Annotated in this window: 13 protein-coding genes and 4 tRNA genes; 12 read left to right on the top strand and 5 right to left on the bottom strand. The window is 38.6% G+C overall.

The window, feature by feature from the left end; genetic code table 11:
- Nucleotides 1-21: 21 nt before the first annotated feature.
- The 3 genes from nqrF (at nt 22) to nqrM (ending at nt 2624) form a co-directional block, all read left to right on the top strand.
- Nucleotides 22-1245 carry an NADH:ubiquinone reductase (Na(+)-transporting) subunit F gene (gene nqrF, locus QUE72_RS13770; RefSeq protein WP_074497194.1) on the top strand — a complete coding sequence of 408 codons (1224 nt, stop codon included), beginning with the start codon at nt 22-24 and terminating at the stop codon, nt 1243-1245.
- Between the two features lie 89 nt (nt 1246-1334).
- Nucleotides 1335-2372, top strand: coding sequence for an FAD:protein FMN transferase (locus QUE72_RS13765; protein ID WP_074497198.1), 1038 nt, complete (start codon nt 1335-1337; stop codon nt 2370-2372).
- Nucleotides 2373-2399: 27 nt separating this feature from the next.
- Nucleotides 2400-2624: a (Na+)-NQR maturation NqrM gene (gene nqrM / locus QUE72_RS13760; RefSeq protein ID WP_074497200.1), complete on the top strand. Its 225-nt coding sequence runs from the start codon at nt 2400-2402 to the stop codon at nt 2622-2624.
- A gap of 209 nt (nt 2625-2833) precedes the next feature.
- Here the strand turns inward: nqrM and QUE72_RS13755 are convergent, their stop codons facing one another.
- On the bottom strand, nt 2834-4012 hold the full coding sequence (locus tag QUE72_RS13755) for an IS4 family transposase (protein WP_286269174.1): 1179 nt from the start codon (nt 4010-4012) through the stop codon (nt 2834-2836).
- A gap of 398 nt (nt 4013-4410) precedes the next feature.
- Here QUE72_RS13755 and dinB point away from each other — a divergent pair, with 398 nt between their 5' ends.
- On the top strand, nt 4411-5514 hold the full coding sequence (dinB, locus tag QUE72_RS13750) for a DNA polymerase IV (protein ID WP_286269595.1): 1104 nt from the start codon (nt 4411-4413) through the stop codon (nt 5512-5514).
- 163 nt (nt 5515-5677) lie between these two features.
- Here the strand turns inward: dinB and katG are convergent, their stop codons facing one another.
- The gene (gene katG / locus QUE72_RS13745; RefSeq protein WP_286269593.1) at nt 5678-7876 is read right to left on the bottom strand and encodes a catalase/peroxidase HPI; all 2199 of its coding nucleotides are present in this window, start codon (nt 7874-7876) and stop codon (nt 5678-5680) included.
- A gap of 192 nt (nt 7877-8068) precedes the next feature.
- Nucleotides 8069-8632, bottom strand: coding sequence for an alkyl hydroperoxide reductase subunit C (ahpC, locus tag QUE72_RS13740; RefSeq protein ID WP_286269591.1), 564 nt, complete (start codon nt 8630-8632; stop codon nt 8069-8071).
- 225 nt (nt 8633-8857) lie between these two features.
- Here ahpC and QUE72_RS13735 point away from each other — a divergent pair, with 225 nt between their 5' ends.
- The gene (locus QUE72_RS13735; RefSeq protein ID WP_286269590.1) at nt 8858-9760 is read left to right on the top strand and encodes a hydrogen peroxide-inducible genes activator; all 903 of its coding nucleotides are present in this window, start codon (nt 8858-8860) and stop codon (nt 9758-9760) included.
- A gap of 335 nt (nt 9761-10095) precedes the next feature.
- On the opposite strand, the gene QUE72_RS13730 is transcribed toward QUE72_RS13735, so the two are convergent.
- Complete coding sequence (locus QUE72_RS13730; RefSeq protein WP_286269589.1) at nt 10096-12069, bottom strand: BACON domain-containing protein; 1974 nt, start codon at nt 12067-12069, stop codon at nt 10096-10098.
- 195 nt (nt 12070-12264) lie between these two features.
- Between QUE72_RS13730 and QUE72_RS13725 the strand changes: the two genes are divergently transcribed.
- The 7 genes from QUE72_RS13725 to QUE72_RS13695 all read left to right on the top strand — a co-directional run bounded on the left by QUE72_RS13725 (nt 12265) and on the right by QUE72_RS13695 (nt 16778).
- Nucleotides 12265-12702 carry a regulatory protein RecX gene (locus QUE72_RS13725; protein WP_175573083.1) on the top strand — a complete coding sequence of 146 codons (438 nt, stop codon included), beginning with the start codon at nt 12265-12267 and terminating at the stop codon, nt 12700-12702.
- Between the two features lie 36 nt (nt 12703-12738).
- Nucleotides 12739-15363 (top strand): alanine--tRNA ligase, encoded by a 2625-nt coding sequence (gene alaS, locus QUE72_RS13720; RefSeq protein ID WP_286269587.1) that lies wholly within the window; start codon nt 12739-12741, stop codon nt 15361-15363.
- Nucleotides 15364-15743: 380 nt separating this feature from the next.
- The gene (gene csrA / locus QUE72_RS13715) at nt 15744-15938 is read left to right on the top strand and encodes a carbon storage regulator CsrA (RefSeq protein WP_074497221.1); all 195 of its coding nucleotides are present in this window, start codon (nt 15744-15746) and stop codon (nt 15936-15938) included.
- A 177-nt stretch (nt 15939-16115) separates the two neighbouring features.
- Nucleotides 16116-16208, top strand: a tRNA-Ser gene (locus QUE72_RS13710).
- Nucleotides 16209-16338: 130 nt separating this feature from the next.
- Nucleotides 16339-16415, top strand: a tRNA-Arg gene (locus tag QUE72_RS13705).
- A 112-nt stretch (nt 16416-16527) separates the two neighbouring features.
- Nucleotides 16528-16604, top strand: a tRNA-Arg gene (locus QUE72_RS13700).
- A 97-nt stretch (nt 16605-16701) separates the two neighbouring features.
- Nucleotides 16702-16778 (top strand) — tRNA-Arg (locus QUE72_RS13695).
- A 188-nt stretch (nt 16779-16966) separates the two neighbouring features.
- Here the strand turns inward: QUE72_RS13695 and QUE72_RS13690 are convergent.
- Nucleotides 16967-18145, bottom strand: a complete 1179-nt coding sequence (locus QUE72_RS13690) for an IS4 family transposase (RefSeq protein ID WP_286269174.1) — start codon at nt 18143-18145, stop codon at nt 16967-16969.
- Between the last annotated feature and the right edge of the window lie 524 nt (nt 18146-18669).

The raw sequence follows: 18669 nt of genomic DNA, 5'->3' as shown, positions 1-18669 counted from the left end.
ATAAGTGCTAAGGAAAAGTCGATGGAAATTATTCTCGGCGTATCGATGTTTACAGCAATTGTTGTTGCACTTGTTTTGGTAATTTTATTTGCCAAATCTAAGTTAGTTTCAACAGGAAATGTAACCATTTCAATTAATGGCGACCCTGATAAAGCTGTTACGGCTCCTGCCGGTGGCAAGTTATTAGGTGTGTTAGCCGATCAAGGTATATTTATCCCGTCAGCGTGTGGCGGCGGTGGTACATGTGGTCAGTGTCGAGTAGACATTCATTCTGGTGGCGGTGATATCTTGCCAACGGAACAAGGCCATATTACTAAACGTGAAGCAAAAGATGGTTGTCGTTTAGCATGTCAGGTTGCTGTAAAGCAAGATTTAGACATTGAACTAGAAGACGAAATTTTTGGTGTTCAACAATGGGAATGTGAAGTTATCTCAAATGATAACAAAGCAACATTCATCAAAGAATTAAAGCTTAAAATTCCTGATGGTCAGTCAGTACCATTTCGTGCTGGCGGTTATATTCAAATTGAAGCTCCTGCACATCATGTTAAATACAAAGATTTTGATATAGAAGATCAGTATCGTGGTGATTGGGAACATTTTGGCTTTTTTGATGTTGAATCAAAAGTTGATGAACCTACATTACGTGCCTACTCGATGGCGAACTACCCAGAGGAAGAAGGCATTATCATGCTGAATGTGCGTATTGCTACGCCACCTCCTGGTAAGTTACATTTACCTGCGGGTAAAATGTCATCATTTATCTTCAATTTGAAGGCTGGCGATAAAGTAACAATTTCAGGTCCATTTGGTGAGTTCTTCGCTAAAGATACTGATGCTGAAATGGTCTTTATTGGTGGTGGTGCTGGTATGGCGCCAATGCGTTCACACATTTTTGATCAGTTAAAACGTCTTAAATCAAAACGTAAAATGACCTTCTGGTATGGTGCACGCTCACTTCGTGAAATGTTCTACGAAGATGACTACAACATGTTAGCGTCTGAAAATGATAATTTTGAATGGCATGTTGCCCTGTCAGATCCACAGCCTGAAGATGATTGGGATGGCTTAACAGGCTTTATTCATAATGTATTGTATGAACAATACTTAAAAGATCATGAAGCTCCTGAAGACTGTGAATATTACATGTGTGGTCCACCAATGATGAATGCAGCGGTTATTCACATGTTGCAAGATCTTGGTGTGGAAGACGAAAATATCATGTTAGATGATTTCGGCGGTTAACCTTAGATCATCTTATGGTTAGTTTAAAAAGGTAGCTTCGGCTGCCTTTTTGTTTACATAGAGTAAAGAAGGTTAATAGGACTATTAACATGAATAAATTTTTATACGGTACCGTTTTTTTAGCCTTGATAATGCTTGCAGGTTGTTATCCAAGTAATGAGTTAGAGAAAGAGCAGATACACCTGCAAGGCATCACGATGGGAACGGTCTCTTATAATATTAAATATATTGATCAATCAGCAGAACAGAACCAGTCGATTCCGGATGAAAACGTGATACATGAAAACGTTGAACAAATTTTAAAGCAACTGAATCAAGATATGTCTAACTGGATCTCAGATTCAGAGCTTTCGAAATTCAACAGCCATAACTCAATGGAGCCAGTCGAAATATCTGAAGGTTTAAGGCGTGTACTAGCAGAGTCTATTCGTTTGGGCCACTTAAGTGAAGGTAAACTCGATGTAACGATTGGCCCGCTTATAAATTTATGGGGTTTTGGACCTGAAGGTCGTCCAGAAAAAGCGCCAACACAAGATGAAATAGCACAGGCAAAAGCCCGTATTGGTATTGATAACTTAACACTTGAAGGCAATATGCTCGCAAAGCGTATTCCTGATCTTTACGTTGATCTATCAACCATTGCCAAGGGGTATGCAGTTGACTTAGTGGCTGAATATTTAGATGAAGTTGGTGCTCATAATTACCTTGTAGAAATAGGGGGGGAATTACGTGCAAAAGGTTTTAAACATACTGGTGAATTATGGTCGGTTGCGATAGAAAAACCAGTCACAACTGAGCGAGCTGTGCATCAAATTATCATTCCAAAAGATAATGCGATTGCGACATCAGGAGACTATCGAAAATATTTTGAAGAAGAGGGTCAACGTTTTTCTCATATTATTGATCCTGATACAGGTAAACCGATAAATCATACTCTAGTGTCAGTGACGGTAATTCATCCATCTTCAATGACAGCTGACGGTCTATCTACCGCCATGATGTTAATGGGTCCTGAAAAAGCGTTTGAGTTTGCAGAAACACATCAGATAGCTGCTTACTTGATCAGCAAATCAGAAAATGGCTTTATCGAGCAAATTACGGTAGAATTTATGCCGTATTTGAAATAGTAATGGCTGAATATAAGGGCTGTAATAATGGCAATATTTTTAGTGACCTTTGGCTTTTTTCTACTGATAGTTGTAGCAATGGCTGTAGGCTATATTTTTCAGCAAAAGTCACTTGCAGGTAGTTGTGGGGGCCTGGGTACCCTAGGTATCGATAAAGCATGTGATTGTGATGATCCTTGTGAAAAACGTCAAGAGAAAGAGCGTAAAGCTGCTATCAAAGCAGAACATAAAATAGATATCAAAAATATATAAAAATAGCGGCTGAAAGCCGCTATTTTTTTCCTTTTAGTTTCATAACTCAATTCATACCAATTCGCATAAAGATTAAGTCAGTTCAGAGCGATGTCAGAGGTGGGAGAATAAACGAAACGTGTGCAGATATAGTTGTTTCTACATCAAACACGTTTTGCGCAATTATCGCGCCTCTAACACGCTCCCAAAGGGCTGACGGATCCCCATTTTTATATAACTGAACATATTTGATAATAAGCTAAAAAGTTTTCTCGACTTTTCTGTAGATAGTGATTTTTAATTTTGTGGAGTCTATGCCGAATTACTTGCTTCGCCAATGTAAGAAACGATAGAACTCTGCGGTGTTTTATCGTATTAGCCTGAAACATTATTTGCCAATTGCGCTGCTCCGCTTCAAAGCCAACAAACCAAAGTAATAGACTGGCTAAACATGCAATTAAGCACAAGGCACTCATTCGCCTTACGCCTTGTGTTTTACTAAACCGCCACGAAAAGCCATATTGTTGGCTTTTGTCATCGCGAAAGTTTTGCTCAATTTGCATCCTTTTACTGTACAACTTAATTACTTGATCACTAGTGAGTGTATTATCTGATGTTGCGAGTAACCATGGCTCATGAGCATGCCGTCGATACATGCGAGTATCTTTAGTAAAACGGCTATTCCCTTTTCGTCCTTTGTATTTTCCTTTGTACAAATGGAGAAATGCATCACATGCTGTTGGACTGTGTTGAGTAACCCTCGCTTTGCCAAGTCGAGTTGGTTGACAGCTCGCTCCCTGATGAAAGGCAGGGAGTTTTTCCCAAGTATTTTTACCTTCTAACTTACATGTCATCGTGCCTCTGAGACGGCCAATAAAGTGCCATCCTAATGAACGGACTTTAGTATACCAAGGAGTAAGAAAACCACCATCTGACAAAATATAAACGGACCGGTGTTCACCAATAACTTGAAGGAGGTTGTCTAAAAATCTGGCATTGGTTTCTGGCGTATCAAAATCTTTTAATTCAACAACCATGTTGTAAAGCACTAAAGAACGGCCGTCAACGAGTAAACTCGCTCTAAGCAGGTGGTAATCTGAACGACAACAACCACTCCAGTCCACTGCAATGGCTAAATAAGGCAAGTTGCTAATGATTGGTTTGGCCAACGAAGCGTATATTTCAACTTGTTGGTTAAACAAATGCTCGTTATTAAGAAAACGATCAACCCTTTTTATTTTATGCTTAATGTTCGCACGCCCAGCTAAGTAACGCCCCAAACTTGTTAAGGTTAATCTATCAGACGCTATAAGTGCTTCAGAGCATGCTTTAAGTGTCTTCATTCTCGCTTGATTGAAATTCGATAAGGACTTATCAAAGAAGTTATGGCAAAGTAAGGATTCAGGCATAGCATTTTACTCTTATTTTTGTTTTGGCGAACTAATAAGATCATAAAATGTTGTGCCTGTCATTTTTTGGGGATTCGTCAGCCCAAAGGGCGAGTTTAAACGCTTCATAGCCTGTGTTGTTGATTTTGAAAAGGACGCTACAAGAATGTAGCTTATTAGAGAACGCAGGAGACGTTCTCCTGAATAACCATTCTCTGCAATCAACGCCGTGCCTCTAAAGCGTTTAACTCTCGCTGAATGACTGAATATTTATGCGAATTGGTATCATTTACGTGTCAACTGTTGAGCATGCTCCACTCCATGAGCTTGCGATAACCCATAAAATATGAAATACTGTTTTTATATACAGTTTATTTTGCTTGTTTGAGTCTCTCATTCGCTTTGAATATAAATGCCGTATGACAAACGTAATTATGCCTAATGCAAAACGTAAAATAATCCATATAGATATGGATGCTTTTTACGTGTCAGTTGAAATACGAGATAATCCTGAGCTGCAAGGTAAGCCAGTTGCCGTTGGCGGTCCTGGAAATACCAGAGGGGTTTTATCGACGTGTAATTATATTGCAAGAAAGTATGGCGTACGTTCAGCCATGGCAAATAGTGTTGCGTTAAGAAAATGCCCTGAATTATTAATAGTGCCGGGTAGAATGTCGGTGTATAAAGAAACGAGTTCAAGGCTTCATGAGATATTTCAACGCTATACATCAAAAATAGAACCATTATCACTCGATGAGGCCTATTTAGATGTAACTGACTGCCCATTATTTTCCGGTTCTGCAACGTTAATCGCGCAAGATATCAGAAAAGTTATCTTTGATGAGTTACAGTTAACTGCCTCGGCTGGTATCGCGCCACTAAAGTTTCTTGCCAAAATAGCATCAGATCAACATAAACCAAATGGTCAATGTGTTATTGCGCCAGACAGCGTTATGGCGTTTATTGAAAGTATGCCACTGAATAAAATACCTGGTGTTGGAAAAGTCACGTTTAATAAACTTCAACAGCATGGCTTACATACGGGAGCGGATGTTAGGCAAAGCTCACAAACTGTTTTGATGAAAACATTCGGTAAATTAGGCGCTTCTTTATGGCAAAAATGTCATGGCATAGATAATAGAGCGGTAGAGGTTACCAGAGTGAGAAAATCAGTTGGTGTTGAACACACGTTCTCTAAAGATAAAAATGAGCTTGATGAATTAACTGATTATATGTTGCAGTCATTAATACCCGAGTTATTAACACGTTCAAAATCATATACCGTTGAACGTGGGATCAGTAAGCTTGGTGTAAAAGTTAAGTTTAACGATTTTCATCAAACTACCAAAGAAATACAACATCAAGATATTGATTCAGCGTCATTTATATTATTACTAAAAGAAGCATTATCAAGAGGTGAAGGGAAACCTGTTAGATTGTTAGGGGTTCATATTGGTTTAAAAGATATTGAACCAAAGGTAAATCAGCAATATCAATTTGAATTAGCGTTGCCTACCAATTAACCGCATTAATATTAAAGATAATATAAGACTAAGGTCACATGTGTTGATATGTAATATAGACAGTAAACAGTAAAGTGATATACAAGGGTTATGTTTTTTATGAACGGCATAACCCTTGTTTGTATCATAAGACTCTTTAAAGCTTACTTAACCCGAGCTCAGATTACTTAACATCAAAACGATCTAGCATCATCACTTTAGTCCAAGCGGCTATAAAGTCTTCAACAAATTTTTCTTTGGCATCGTCACAGGCATAAACTTCCGCTATTGCTCTTAATTCAGAGTTAGAGGCAAAAACTAAGTCACAACGTGTTGCAGACCAGCGTTCTTTACCTGATTTTCGATCAATACCTTTATACAGGTTATATTCTTCTGATTTCTGCCATTTGGTATTCATGTCAAGTAAGTTGATGAAATAATCGTTAGTTAACATGCCAGAAGTATCGGTTAAAATGCCATGATTACTTTGTAAGTAATTGATATTTATAGCTCTAAAACCACCAATAAGCACTGTCATCTCTGGCGCCGTTAACGTGAGTAAGTTTGCTTTATCTAGCATCAACTCTTCGGGTGTTGTACCCAAATCGCTTTGACTATAATTTTTAAACGCGTCAGCTTTAGGCTCTAAAACGGCAAAGGATTCTACATCTGTTTGTTCCTGTGTTGCGTCAACCCTTCCTGGTGTGAATGGCACCAAAACGTTTTGACCTGCATTTCGGCAAGCGATTTCAATACCTACATTACCAGCAAGCACAATAAGATCTGCTAAAGAAACGCGTTTACTGGTTTTCTCTTTAAAGCCTGATTGAATAATTTTTAGCGTACTGATGGTTTTTTTAAGCTGATCAGGTTGATTTACTGGCCAGGTATTTTGTGGTGCTAAGGCGATTCTTGCGCCATTTGCACCACCACGTTTATCCGAGTCACGATAGGTTGAGGCTGCTGACCAAGCAGTGAAAATCATGGTTGAAACAGGTATATTGGCTTGTTCTATGTGTTGTTTTAAAAGTTTAACATCTGTGTCGTCTATTGCATCAAAGGTGTTACAAGGTAAAGGGTCTTGCCAAATAAAGTCTTCGCTTGGAACCTCTTCACCTAAATAACGGCTTTTTGGCCCCATGTCTCTATGAGTCAATTTAAACCAAGCGCGCGTAAATGCTTCTGCAAACGCGTCAGGGTTTTGATGAAAATGTTTTGAAATTGGCGCGTAGATAGGATCCATTTTTAGTGCCATATCTGCAGTGCTCATAATCGTGGGGATTTTTTTAGTTGCATCATGTGCGGTTGGTACTAGATGTTCGTCCTTAGGGTTGATCGGCGCCCATTGCCATGCGCCCGCAGGGCTTTTTACTAATTCCCAATCATAAGCAAATAATACATCAAAATAACCATTATCCCATTGAGTAGGATTTGCCGTCCAAGCGCCTTCTACGCCACTGGTAATTGTGTCGTTACCTTTACCTGTACCATGAGTATTCATCCATCCAAGACCTACATTTTCTAAGGGTGATGCTTCTGGTTCTGGACCTACATTATTAGCGTCTCCTGCACCGTGACATTTACCAAACGTATGCCCGCCAGCTATCAATGCCACGGTTTCTTCATCATTCATTGCCATACGAGCAAAGGTTTCTCTAATGTCTTTGCCTGAGCCTAAAATATCTGGTTCACCGTTTGGTCCTTCTGGGTTAACGTAAATTAAGCCCATTTCAACAGCAGCGAGTGGGTTGTCTAAATCACGTTCACCTGAATAACGTTTGTCTGTGAGCCATTCTTTTTCTACGCCCCAGTAAATATCTTCTTCAGGATGCCAAATATCTTCTCTACCACCGCCAAAGCCTATTGGTTTTAAGCCCATAGATTCAATGGCACAATTTCCTGTTAAAACCATTAAATCTGCCCATGAAAGACTTTTGCCGTATTTTTGCTTGATTGGCCAAAGTAATCTTCTAGCTTTATCAAGATTGCCGTTATCTGGCCAACTATTGAGCGGTGCAAATCGTTGATTGCCAGCAGAAGCTCCACCGCGCCCATCACCTTCACGATAGGTTCCTGCACTGTGCCATGCCATTCTGATAAATAGTGGACCATAATGGCCATAGTCAGCAGGCCACCAATCTTGGGAATTAGTCATTAACTGAATAAGGTCAGCTTTTAATTGTTTGTAATCAATAGACTTAAAATGTTCTGCATAGTTAAATGTGCTGTCCATGGGGTCAGCTTTTTTATCATGCTGTCGAAGAATTCTTAAATTTAATAAGTTTGGCCACCATTCAGTATTTGTTGTACCGCTATCACCAACCTTTGTATTACTACCGTGGGTAAATGGACATTTGCTTGGCTGTTGTTTTACATCACTCATTGTTTGAATTCCTTGACATCATTTTATGAAAGTAAATCGATTAGACTGCATTATTACTATAGTTAACTCTTTGCAGGTTGCGTTATATTTTTACCTATTGGAACAGCTTTGATAACTTTATTTTGGATGAAAAATAAATCGATTGTTCTAAAAAAGAGGTAACAACTAAGTTACCTCTTTACTCTTTATTCGTTAAATTTTACCGACTAAATCTAAGCTCGGTGTTAAGGTTGCTTCGCCTTGTTCCCATGCGGCAGGGCATACTTCACCGTCATTTTCACGAACATACTGAGCTGCTTTTACATTTCGCACCATGTCTTTAGCGCTTCGGCCAATTCCCCCTGCATGAATATGTGCAACTTGTATGATGCCATCTGGATCAGCCAAGAATGTACCGCGATGTGCCATGTGATCTTCTTCAATCATGACATCAAAACCACGAGTAATATTGCCTGTTTGATCGCCAATCATTGGGAATTTTATTTTACCGATAGCATCTGAAGAGTCATGCCAAGCTTTATGTGAAAAGTGTGTATCGGTAGATACTGCATATACTTCAACACCTAATTTTTGTAATTCTTCATATTGATTCGCCATATCTTCAAGTTCTGTTGGGCATACAAACGTAAAGTCAGCAGGGTAAAATAAAAAGATTGACCATTTTCCTTTTACGCTTTCAGTTGATACTTCAACGAATTCGCCATTGTGAAATGCTTGAGCGGTAAATTCTGGTATTGATTTTCCTATTTGAGCCATGGTTATTTCCTCTTTATAAGTAATAAGTAAACGTTTTAGTTACGCAAAAGCGTGTTTGCTTTCGATGGGGTAATATTATTCGGTATATAATGTTTTTTATAATTGATTGTATCGAAGTTGATGTTTTAAAAAATAGAACGTTAAATGTAGACTATCTGCTTCCCAATGTATTTAAAAATTGAATATAATCTATATATGGTTCTGTTAAATTGATTAATGAACAAGATGATTTCAATAAAGCAACTTTATTACGCACTAGCGGTAGAGAAAACACTCCATTTTAAAAAGGCTGCAGAAGCATGTAATGTTTCACAGTCAGCGTTAAGCACTGCAATTAGCGAGCTTGAAAAACAAATTGGTGTGGTTATTTTTGAACGCAATAATAAACAAGTACTAGTGACTGATGATGGTCAACTTATCCTTAATAAAGCGAAACGCGTTAAGCTTGAACTTGATGAATTATTACAAGTGTCGCAAGTGAATAAGAAACCGTTCTCAAGTGGAATGACTATAGGTGTTATTCCAACGATTGGCCCTTATTTGTTACCAAAAGTATTACCCGAACTAAGGCTACAGCACTCTAACTTTAAACTTAAAATTATTGAGGAACAGTCACATGTCTTGGTAGATTTGGTGCGTACAGGGGAACTTGATGCTGCGATATTAGCATTACCGTTCCCTATTGAAGGCTTAATGAAATTTGATTTCTGGCAAGAAGACTTTTACTGGGTTAGTCATAAAGATGAGTGCCCAAGTCAGATGCAAGAGATCACTAGTGAAGAGTTAGCATTAGAAACGCTGATGTTACTTAAAGATGGTCATTGCTTGAAAGAGCATGCACTTGCAGCTTGCCGTTTTCAATCGCAAAAACAAGATTCAGCCTTTGATTCTGCAAGCTTACATACACTTATTCAGATGGTGGCAGGAAAACTAGGTACAACCCTAGTACCACAAATGGCGCTTGATCAGCTTATTTATCCAGAATCAGAATTAAGAGCTATCCATTTAAATGAGCCAGGGCCTCACCGCACCATTTCATTAATCACACGTCCTAATTATGTGCGAACAAATGAAATTATCGTGTTGAAATCATTGTTTCATGAACAACTACTAGCAAAGTGCCAATAACCTAGTAGTTAGATTTTTTAGAATGTCATCCTCTATTTATATAAATTTACTGAATTAGTTAAAGGGAAGATAATATAGGTAAATAAAAAAGGAGATAGCTATGAAAAACATCATGAATCAATTAAGAACGATCTTAGAAAATCAGAAAGAAAAAACACACTTAGTCACATGCAATTATGCAAACAATTACTACGGTGATCAGGTTTGTATGATAAAGAAAGCTGGAAGTTAAGAGAGGTTGCAATGATAGCTTGAGTAATACCAATCGCTGAATGACCGAATATTTATGCGAATTGGTATAATAGGGGCTAGCGGGAAACTAACCCCCATTTAAGTTACTGTAGATTTACTAATTCAAGTTGATTTTCGCTGTTGATATATAGCAACATGCGAGTATCGTCAGCAGAAAGTACTGAATTTAACGGTTGATTACCTTCTGTTATTAGGGTGTTACTCAGTTGTTGTTGTTGATCATAAATGTTGATCAAGAAACCATCATTAGGATCAAATCGCACATAGTTGGCACTATTATTTTGCGTTTTAACCAATTGTAGTGTGGTATTCCCTTCTGCTTGTGGAAGTAACCCTTGGTCAGTATAGGTGTTACCATCAAAACTTATCCACTCACTGGTTGGGCTAACGGTGTAAAGTGCTTGCTCATTATCAGTGACCACAAAGTCGCTAATTGCCTGATCGTCGCCAAGTAATGTAGGTCGATATTGATGACTCAACTGGGCGCTTATTTGCTGAGAGGTAAAATCATTCGCTTTAAGCGTATAACGTTTAAAAGAAGAATCAAGTAAGTCTAATGCATAAACCGTTTCAGTAATATTTGCTTGTTTGATAAGCGAGGTGAAAAAAGCATTTTCGCTGTCCCAAAAAACGCGTTTCAGATCAATGGTGGCAAACTCTAATGCTTGGGTGACCACGAATTCTCTCCCTGATACCGTAATAAAACTCACCGGTTCAAATTCAATATCACTGTCAGTTAACGTGTTAATGGTGTTATCGAGTAAGTTAATTTTATAACGGTGCGTTATTGGTGTTTCTGTTCCGTCTTCAGCGGTTACTGTTTCGTTAGCAATCGCTAAGAGTGTCTCACCATTAGGCGAAAGGACCAGTTGCTCTAATAAGGTATTTTCAGGTGCAACAGCAAACATATTCACTTGTTCACCTGTGTGAATATGATAGGTATATAAGCTGTTATCTTGTGCTAGATAGACATAAGGTAAATAAGTTGAAGTGACAATGCTATTATTATTGAGGCTGATGTTATCAATCACTTGGTTATCGATACTTACTGAATTTACATAGAAAGACACATTAATCGTTTCAGCAACCGCATCATTATCGTCAACGCTTGCAATTGTCACGGTACTTGTGTGTAAACCATCATTAAGTACAACATTGTTATTAATAGCCACTGTGAGCGTATCACTTGAAGGTGTCAACGTAAGCCAAGGGGCGCTAGCAGTGGCTTGCCAATTAACAGTATTAGGACTATTGGTTGAAATACTTACTTGCTGGCTAAGTTTCTCCAAATTAACTACTTGGCTAAAAGCTATCCCAGTATGACTTGAGTATAAATAATGACGATCTAAACCAAGTTCTACAGGTATAACTTTACTATCACCAGAAGAGGTTTCAGTTAATGTTAACTGAGCTTGATATAAATTAGCTGAATCGAATGTGGTTACATCAGCTGATAAGGTAATCGTCGATGCACCTTCACCAGAAATTTTGTCTAACGTTAACCAGTCAACATCGACCGACGCTGTCCAAGCATTGTTACTCTCACTTGTTATTTCGAGTGTTTGTGAATCAATATTTTCTTCGCCTAACGTCGCTTGGAAAGTAATTTGATCAGTATTAGTGGTTAATTGCCAAATAAGTAACGATATATCGATATCGTGATGCACTAAATTCACTTGATTAGCATCACCAGTAGAAACTCTTAACGTTGTTCTGTACTCATCAGGTAAAATGTTGTCGGCATTAACAAGCTTGACAGTGATTTTTGCAGAGCTATCACTTAATTGCTCTGTAGAAAAGTTAAGCCAGCCAACCGGTTGATTATCAGGTGCGTAACCTAGTAATAATCCTTTGCCAGTATAGTCAACGGTAATTGATACGGTATCTTCTGATACCTTCAAGAATTCGTTACTAAAGTTAATAACGCTTGTATCAACAGAAATAGCATAATTCTCAGCTGCTTTATCAGCATCGGAGCTACCACCACATGACTGAACTAAAATGACCAATGCCAACGTGTAAATAGTTCGAATAAAGTATCTTGAATATTCCTTCATATAGTTCCCTATATTGATTAGCCGCTTGTTGATTATTATATCAATTGTTAATGGTATTTTGCGTGATTCTTTCGTTATTGTAAAAACTTATCACAATTTAAAGGTGAATGAGGATTTTTTATCAAGTTATAGGTAGAATAGTTAGATGTTTTGCACTAAATTGCTTGTGCCAATTTTATACTGACAAATTGTGACGTGATTAAAGAGATACTGCATACAGGAATTGATCTACTTTCGAGACGAGAGCACTCGAAAAAAGAACTTCTACATAAATTGTTGCAACGAGGCCATGAACCTGATGATATTGTTGAGGTGATTGAATTTCTCGAATCTAACCAGTATCTCTGTGAACAAAGATTCACAGAGTCTGTATTTCGTAGTCGGGTAAATAAAGGGTACGGTGAAAAGTATATTGAACAAGAGTTAATGCAAAAAGGTATTGACAGTTCGCTCGTTAATCAAGTTGCAGCAGAAATGTCGGTTGACTGGCAAGAAATTGCAGCGCAAGTGTACGATAAAAAATTTGGCAATACGCCAATTAAAGATGATAAAAATAAGGCGAAAAGAATTCGGTTCATGCAGTATAGAGGATTTTCCTCGCATGAAATATTCGCACTTATTAATGCAAATTAACTCATAAATTTTAATGATTAAATGTTAGGTATGGCTATGATGAAAACCAGTGCCGGAATAAGAAAGGCATTCTTAGATTTTTTTGCTTCTAAGCAACACCAAATTGTCGCTAGTAGTTCGTTAATTCCTGGTAATGATGCAACCTTGCTCTTTACTAACGCGGGTATGGTGCAATTTAAAGAGGCCTTTTTAGGCGCTGAGCAAAGAAGTTATAGCCGTGCTACAACGTCTCAACGCTGTGTTCGTGCTGGTGGTAAACATAATGACTTAGAAAATGTTGGTTATACCGCTCGTCACCACACCTTTTTTGAAATGTTAGGTAATTTTAGTTTTGGTGACTATTTTAAAGAAGAAGCAATTAGCTTTGCATGGGAGTTTCTAACGCAAGAACTTGGTTTACCAAAAGAAAAACTATTAGTGACCATTTATGAAACAGATGATGAAGCCTACAATTATTGGCATGACATCATCGGTGTACCCCATGAAAAAATCATTCGTATCGGTGATAAAACTGCAGGTAAAAAGTACGAGTCTGATAACTTTTGGTCCATGGGTGACACAGGTCCTTGTGGTCCTTGTAGTGAAATATTCTATGATCACGGCGAAGAAATTTGGGGAGGGCCGCCAGGTTCACCAGAAGAAGACGGTGATCGCTTCATTGAGATTTGGAATTTAGTTTTCATGCAGTACAACCGCCATGAAGACGGTACCATGGAGCAACTACCTAAGCCTTCTGTTGATACGGGCATGGGATTAGAGCGTATTGCAGCGATATTACAAGGCGTACACAGTAATTACGAAATAGATATTTTCCAAGGGTTGATAAAAGATACTGCTGCAATATTGAATTGTGATGATTTAGAAAATAAATCGTTACGCGTAATTGCTGATCATATTCGTTCTTGCTGTTTTCTCATAACTGATGGTGTGATGCCATCCAATGAAGGACGCGGCTATGTGTTACGCCGTATTATTCGTCGAGCAGTACGTCACGGACACAAACTTAACGCTAAATCACACTTCTTTCATAAATTGGTACCATCATTAATTACACAAATGGGTGATGCTTACCCTGAACTTATTGAGCAGAAAGCGATTTTAGAAAAATTATTGCGCATCGAAGAAGAACAATTTGGTCGTACACTTGATCGTGGTATGCAGTTACTTGAAGAAATATTATCTACCTTAGAGGGGGATACCATTAACGGTGATGATGTTTTTAAATTATATGATACTTACGGATTTCCAGCCGATTTAACCGCAGATATTGCCCGTGAACGTCAATTGAAAATTGATCAAAATGGCTTTGATGTTGCCATGGGGTTACAGCGCGAAAGAGCGCAACAAGCCAGCCAGTTTGGTGCCGACTATAACGAACAGCTAAAATCTGAAAAGAATACCGCTTTTAAAGGTTATACCAATAGTACATTTTCAGCGACAATCGTTGAAATTTTTCATAATGGCAGCTCTGCATCAGTGCTCAATGAAGGCGAGCAAGGGGTTGTTATTTTAGATAATACGCCGTTTTATGCTGAATCAGGTGGTCAAGTAGGTGATACAGGTGTGATTGCTACTGAGAATGGTGTATTTGAAGTTACGGACACTATTAAGGTGGGTAATGCTTTTGCTCATCATGGTATTGCCAAGACTACGATCCAGCTAAATGCGCGTGTGAAAGCAGAAATTAATACTGAACGCCGTGGTGCCATTGTTAAAAACCATTCAGCCACGCATATTTTACATGCAGTATTACGCGATGTATTAGGTGATCATGTTACACAAAAAGGCTCACTCGTTGATGCTGAAAAACTACGTTTTGATTTTGCACACTTTGAAGCAGTAACTGAACAAGAACTCAAGAAAATTGAGCACTTGGTGAACTTAGAAATACGCAGAAATCATCAACGTGAAACCGCACTAATGCCAATAGATGAAGCGAAAGAAAAAGGTGCAATGGCGTTGTTTGGTGAAAAGTATGATGACGAAGTACGTGTAGTCACATTAGGTAATTGTTCTATTGAGCTTTGTGGTGGTGTGCATGTTGAACGAACCGGTGACATTGGTTTAGTTAAAATCGTATCTGAATCAGGTATCGCTGCGGGGGTTCGTCGTATTGAAGCGGTATCTGGAGAAGCGGCACTTAATTATATTGATGCACAAGCGGAGGCCTTGGCAACGATTGCGAACTTAGTTAAATCAGACGTGTCAAATACCGTTGAAAAAGTGGAACAAACACTAAGTAAAACGAAACAGCTTGAAAAAGAAATTGCTCAACTGAAACAGCAATTAGCGGCTCAAGCGGGTTCAGATTTATTAAGCCAAGCAAAAGACATTAACGGTATTAACACGTTAATTGCCGAGTTAGACGGAGTCGCTTCGAAAGACTTACGCGGTATGGTAGATGATCTTAAAGTTAAAATTAAAAGTGGCATCATTGTTCTTTCGACAATTAACGATGGCAAAGTAGGTTTGATTGTCGGTGTTACAAAAGATTTAACCGGACAAGTTAAGGCGGGCGAAATCGTTAACATGATAGCCCAGCAAGTTGGTGGTAAAGGTGGAGGGAGACCAGATATGGCACAAGCTGGTGGCAGTGAACCTCAAAACGTACCTAATGCGATGGCAAGTGTTGAACCATGGTTAACTGAGAATCTAAGCTAACGCTTCTGATATCAATGAAATATTTAATAAAGGAAACTTTCGAGTTTCCTTTTTTATCCCAATTTTTCATTGACTAAAAAACAAATCATTATTGTTTACTCCTTCAACGATGGTAATTGTTAAAGTGACGTTAATCAGAGATGAGTAGAGTATTAATAGTTACATATTTGTTGAAAAAATATCGTAATTTAACTGTCACATGAGAAGAAGCTTGCTAAAATAAAGGTAACTGGTACGACGTTCTTCTAAACTTAGAGTGTTGGGAAAGTATTACGGAATATTTTTCTCTAGGGTAATTGAATTATTGTCACCCAGTGTAAGACTAAATTTTTAACTAGCTAAATTTAGTTTATCCCGTTTTAGATATTAAGGAATTAGGAATGTTAATATTAACCCGTAGAGTTGGAGAAACTTTAATGATCGGTGACGATGTCACGGTCACAGTTTTAGGTGTTAAAGGAAATCAAGTTCGCATTGGTGTTAATGCACCAAAAGAAGTTTCAGTACATCGTGAAGAAATTTATATGCGAATACAGTCTGAAAAGGGCGAAACTACGCCTGGAAATAGTTTTTAACGAAATTGTTTCCCAAAGAAGCCGGCATAGCCGGCTTTTTTATTGCTTTAAAAATAAAGGAGTACGAAAGAAAAGTGCTGGTAATTTGCTCTGGTTGATTGATTTGTCAACAAACAGATGTAAAAGCTAAAAAAATCGTTTGACTTATTTTTTATATCCATTAATATTCGCCCCGTTGGTGAGATGGCCGAGTGGCTGAAGGCGCTCCCCTGCTAAGGGAGTATACAGTTTGTAGCTGTATCGAGGGTTCGAATCCCTCTCTCACCGCCATCTTTTATCTAAGATTTAAAATAGATTATTGCGGACGCGTAGCTCAGCTGGATAGGCAGTATGCTTGGATAAGATGGCTACGAACTAGGTTCGTTATCCTTAATCAGGATATAAATTATTAGATTATTGCGGACGCGTAGCTCAGCTGGATAGAGTACCTGGCTACGAACCAGGCGGTCGCAGGTTCGACTCCTGCCGCGTCCGCCACTTTCTTTAAGTGGTTAAATATAAAAGAAGAGCTAGTATTAAAGCTTTAATCATTAATACTGCGATTATGTCGCATATCCCTACCTCGGGATATAAAATAACGATTGACCGCGGACGCGTAGCTCAGCTGGATAGAGTACCTGGCTACGAACCAGGCGGTCGCAGGTTCGACTCCTGCCGCGTCCGCCACATTTAAGACCAGTCGTCAGACTGGTTTTTTTATCTCTTGATAGATATTAAGAGACGTTTTATCTCTACCTCGGGATATAAAATATTGATTGACCGCGGACGCGTAGCTCAGCTGGATAGAGTACCTGGCTACGAACCAGGCGGTCGCAGGTTCGACTCCTGCCGCGTCCGCCACCTTTAAAGCCAACCTTCGGGTTGGTTTTCTCGTTTAAGAACGATGTATAAAAGAGAAGTAGCTCAGCTGGATAGCGTTACTGTGGATAAAAACTGGCTACGAAACATGATCCCTTTCGGTCGCAGGTTCGACTCCTGCCGCGTCCGCCATCTTTAAAGCCAACCTTCGGGCTGACGGATCCCCATTTTTATATAACTGAACATATTTGATAATAAGCTAAAAAGTTTTCTCGACTTTTCTGTAGATAGTGATTTTTAATTTTGTGGAGTCTATGCCGAATTACTTGCTTCGCCAATGTAAGAAACGATAGAACTCTGCGGTGTTTTATCGTATTAGCCTGAAACATTATTTGCCAATTGCGCTGCTCCGCTTCAAAGCCAACAAACCAAAGTAATAGACTGGCTAAACATGCAATTAAGCACAAGGCACTCATTCGCCTTACGCCTTGTGTTTTACTAAACCGCCACGAAAAGCCATATTGTTGGCTTTTGTCATCGCGAAAGTTTTGCTCAATTTGCATCCTTTTACTGTACAACTTAATTACTTGATCACTAGTGAGTGTATTATCTGATGTTGCGAGTAACCATGGCTCATGAGCATGCCGTCGATACATGCGAGTATCTTTAGTAAAACGGCTATTCCCTTTTCGTCCTTTGTATTTTCCTTTGTACAAATGGAGAAATGCATCACATGCTGTTGGACTGTGTTGAGTAACCCTCGCTTTGCCAAGTCGAGTTGGTTGACAGCTCGCTCCCTGATGAAAGGCAGGGAGTTTTTCCCAAGTATTTTTACCTTCTAACTTACATGTCATCGTGCCTCTGAGACGGCCAATAAAGTGCCATCCTAATGAACGGACTTTAGTATACCAAGGAGTAAGAAAACCACCATCTGACAAAATATAAACGGACCGGTGTTCACCAATAACTTGAAGGAGGTTGTCTAAAAATCTGGCATTGGTTTCTGGCGTATCAAAATCTTTTAATTCAACAACCATGTTGTAAAGCACTAAAGAACGGCCGTCAACGAGTAAACTCGCTCTAAGCAGGTGGTAATCTGAACGACAACAACCACTCCAGTCCACTGCAATGGCTAAATAAGGCAAGTTGCTAATGATTGGTTTGGCCAACGAAGCGTATATTTCAACTTGTTGGTTAAACAAATGCTCGTTATTAAGAAAACGATCAACCCTTTTTATTTTATGCTTAATGTTCGCACGTCCAGCTAAGTAACGCCCCAAACTTGTTAAGGTTAATCTATCAGACGCTATAAGTGCTTCAGAGCATGCTTTAAGTGTCTTCATTCTCGCTTGATTGAAATTCGATAAGGACTTATCAAAGAAGTTATGGCAAAGTAAGGATTCAGGCATAGCATTTTACTCTTATTTTTGTTTTGGCGAACTAATAAGATCATAAAATGTTGTGCTTGTCATTTTTTGGGGATTCGTCAGACCTTCGGGTTGGTTTTCTCGTTTAAGAACGATGTATAAAAGAGATGTAGCTCAGCTGAATAGCGTTACTGTGAATAAAAACTGGCTACGAAACATGATCCCTTTCGGTCGCAGGTTCGACTCCTGCCGCGTCCGCTACTTTTTAATTTTTACTATCATGTTTCAGGCTTTTAAAATGTACCTGACCCTTTAATCATTCATTGTGTATTCAATGTTCTCACATTGTACTTTGTATACAATGCTGTCTTTTTTGTTCTTAAGCCTTAAAAATAGGAATTGGTAATTGTATACAATATTAATTCTTATAACAAAAATGTGAATAATTATTGAAAATAATTGAATATCACGGCTTAAATGTGACTTTTATGGGTTGACTTCAAAATTTTTTTCTGAGTTCTCGAAAATATATTTGCTTTTTACCAATTGGAGTGATTATTCTAATT

This window comes from Thalassotalea hakodatensis (assembly GCF_030295995.1).
In the GTDB taxonomy this organism is placed as follows: Bacteria; Pseudomonadota; Gammaproteobacteria; order Enterobacterales; family Alteromonadaceae; genus Thalassotalea_C; species Thalassotalea_C hakodatensis.
Note: the sequence above shows the minus strand (reverse complement) of the source record. Positions and strands in the feature narration are given on the sequence as shown.

Coding starts and splice junctions, on each gene's coding strand:
- QUE72_RS13690 (WP_286269174.1), bottom strand. CDS start 18,145: ATGCCTGAATCCTTACTTTGCCATAACTTCTTTGATAAGTCCTTATCG.
- QUE72_RS13730 (WP_286269589.1), bottom strand. CDS start 12,069: ATGAAGGAATATTCAAGATACTTTATTCGAACTATTTACACGTTGGCA.
- QUE72_RS13735 (WP_286269590.1), top strand. CDS start 8,858: ATGATTTCAATAAAGCAACTTTATTACGCACTAGCGGTAGAGAAAACA.
- alaS (WP_286269587.1), top strand. CDS start 12,739: ATGATGAAAACCAGTGCCGGAATAAGAAAGGCATTCTTAGATTTTTTT.
- QUE72_RS13755 (WP_286269174.1), bottom strand. CDS start 4,012: ATGCCTGAATCCTTACTTTGCCATAACTTCTTTGATAAGTCCTTATCG.
- csrA (WP_074497221.1), top strand. CDS start 15,744: ATGTTAATATTAACCCGTAGAGTTGGAGAAACTTTAATGATCGGTGAC.
- nqrF (WP_074497194.1), top strand. CDS start 22: ATGGAAATTATTCTCGGCGTATCGATGTTTACAGCAATTGTTGTTGCA.
- dinB (WP_286269595.1), top strand. CDS start 4,411: ATGACAAACGTAATTATGCCTAATGCAAAACGTAAAATAATCCATATA.
- nqrM (WP_074497200.1), top strand. CDS start 2,400: ATGGCAATATTTTTAGTGACCTTTGGCTTTTTTCTACTGATAGTTGTA.
- ahpC (WP_286269591.1), bottom strand. CDS start 8,632: ATGGCTCAAATAGGAAAATCAATACCAGAATTTACCGCTCAAGCATTT.
- katG (WP_286269593.1), bottom strand. CDS start 7,876: ATGAGTGATGTAAAACAACAGCCAAGCAAATGTCCATTTACCCACGGT.
- QUE72_RS13765 (WP_074497198.1), top strand. CDS start 1,335: ATGAATAAATTTTTATACGGTACCGTTTTTTTAGCCTTGATAATGCTT.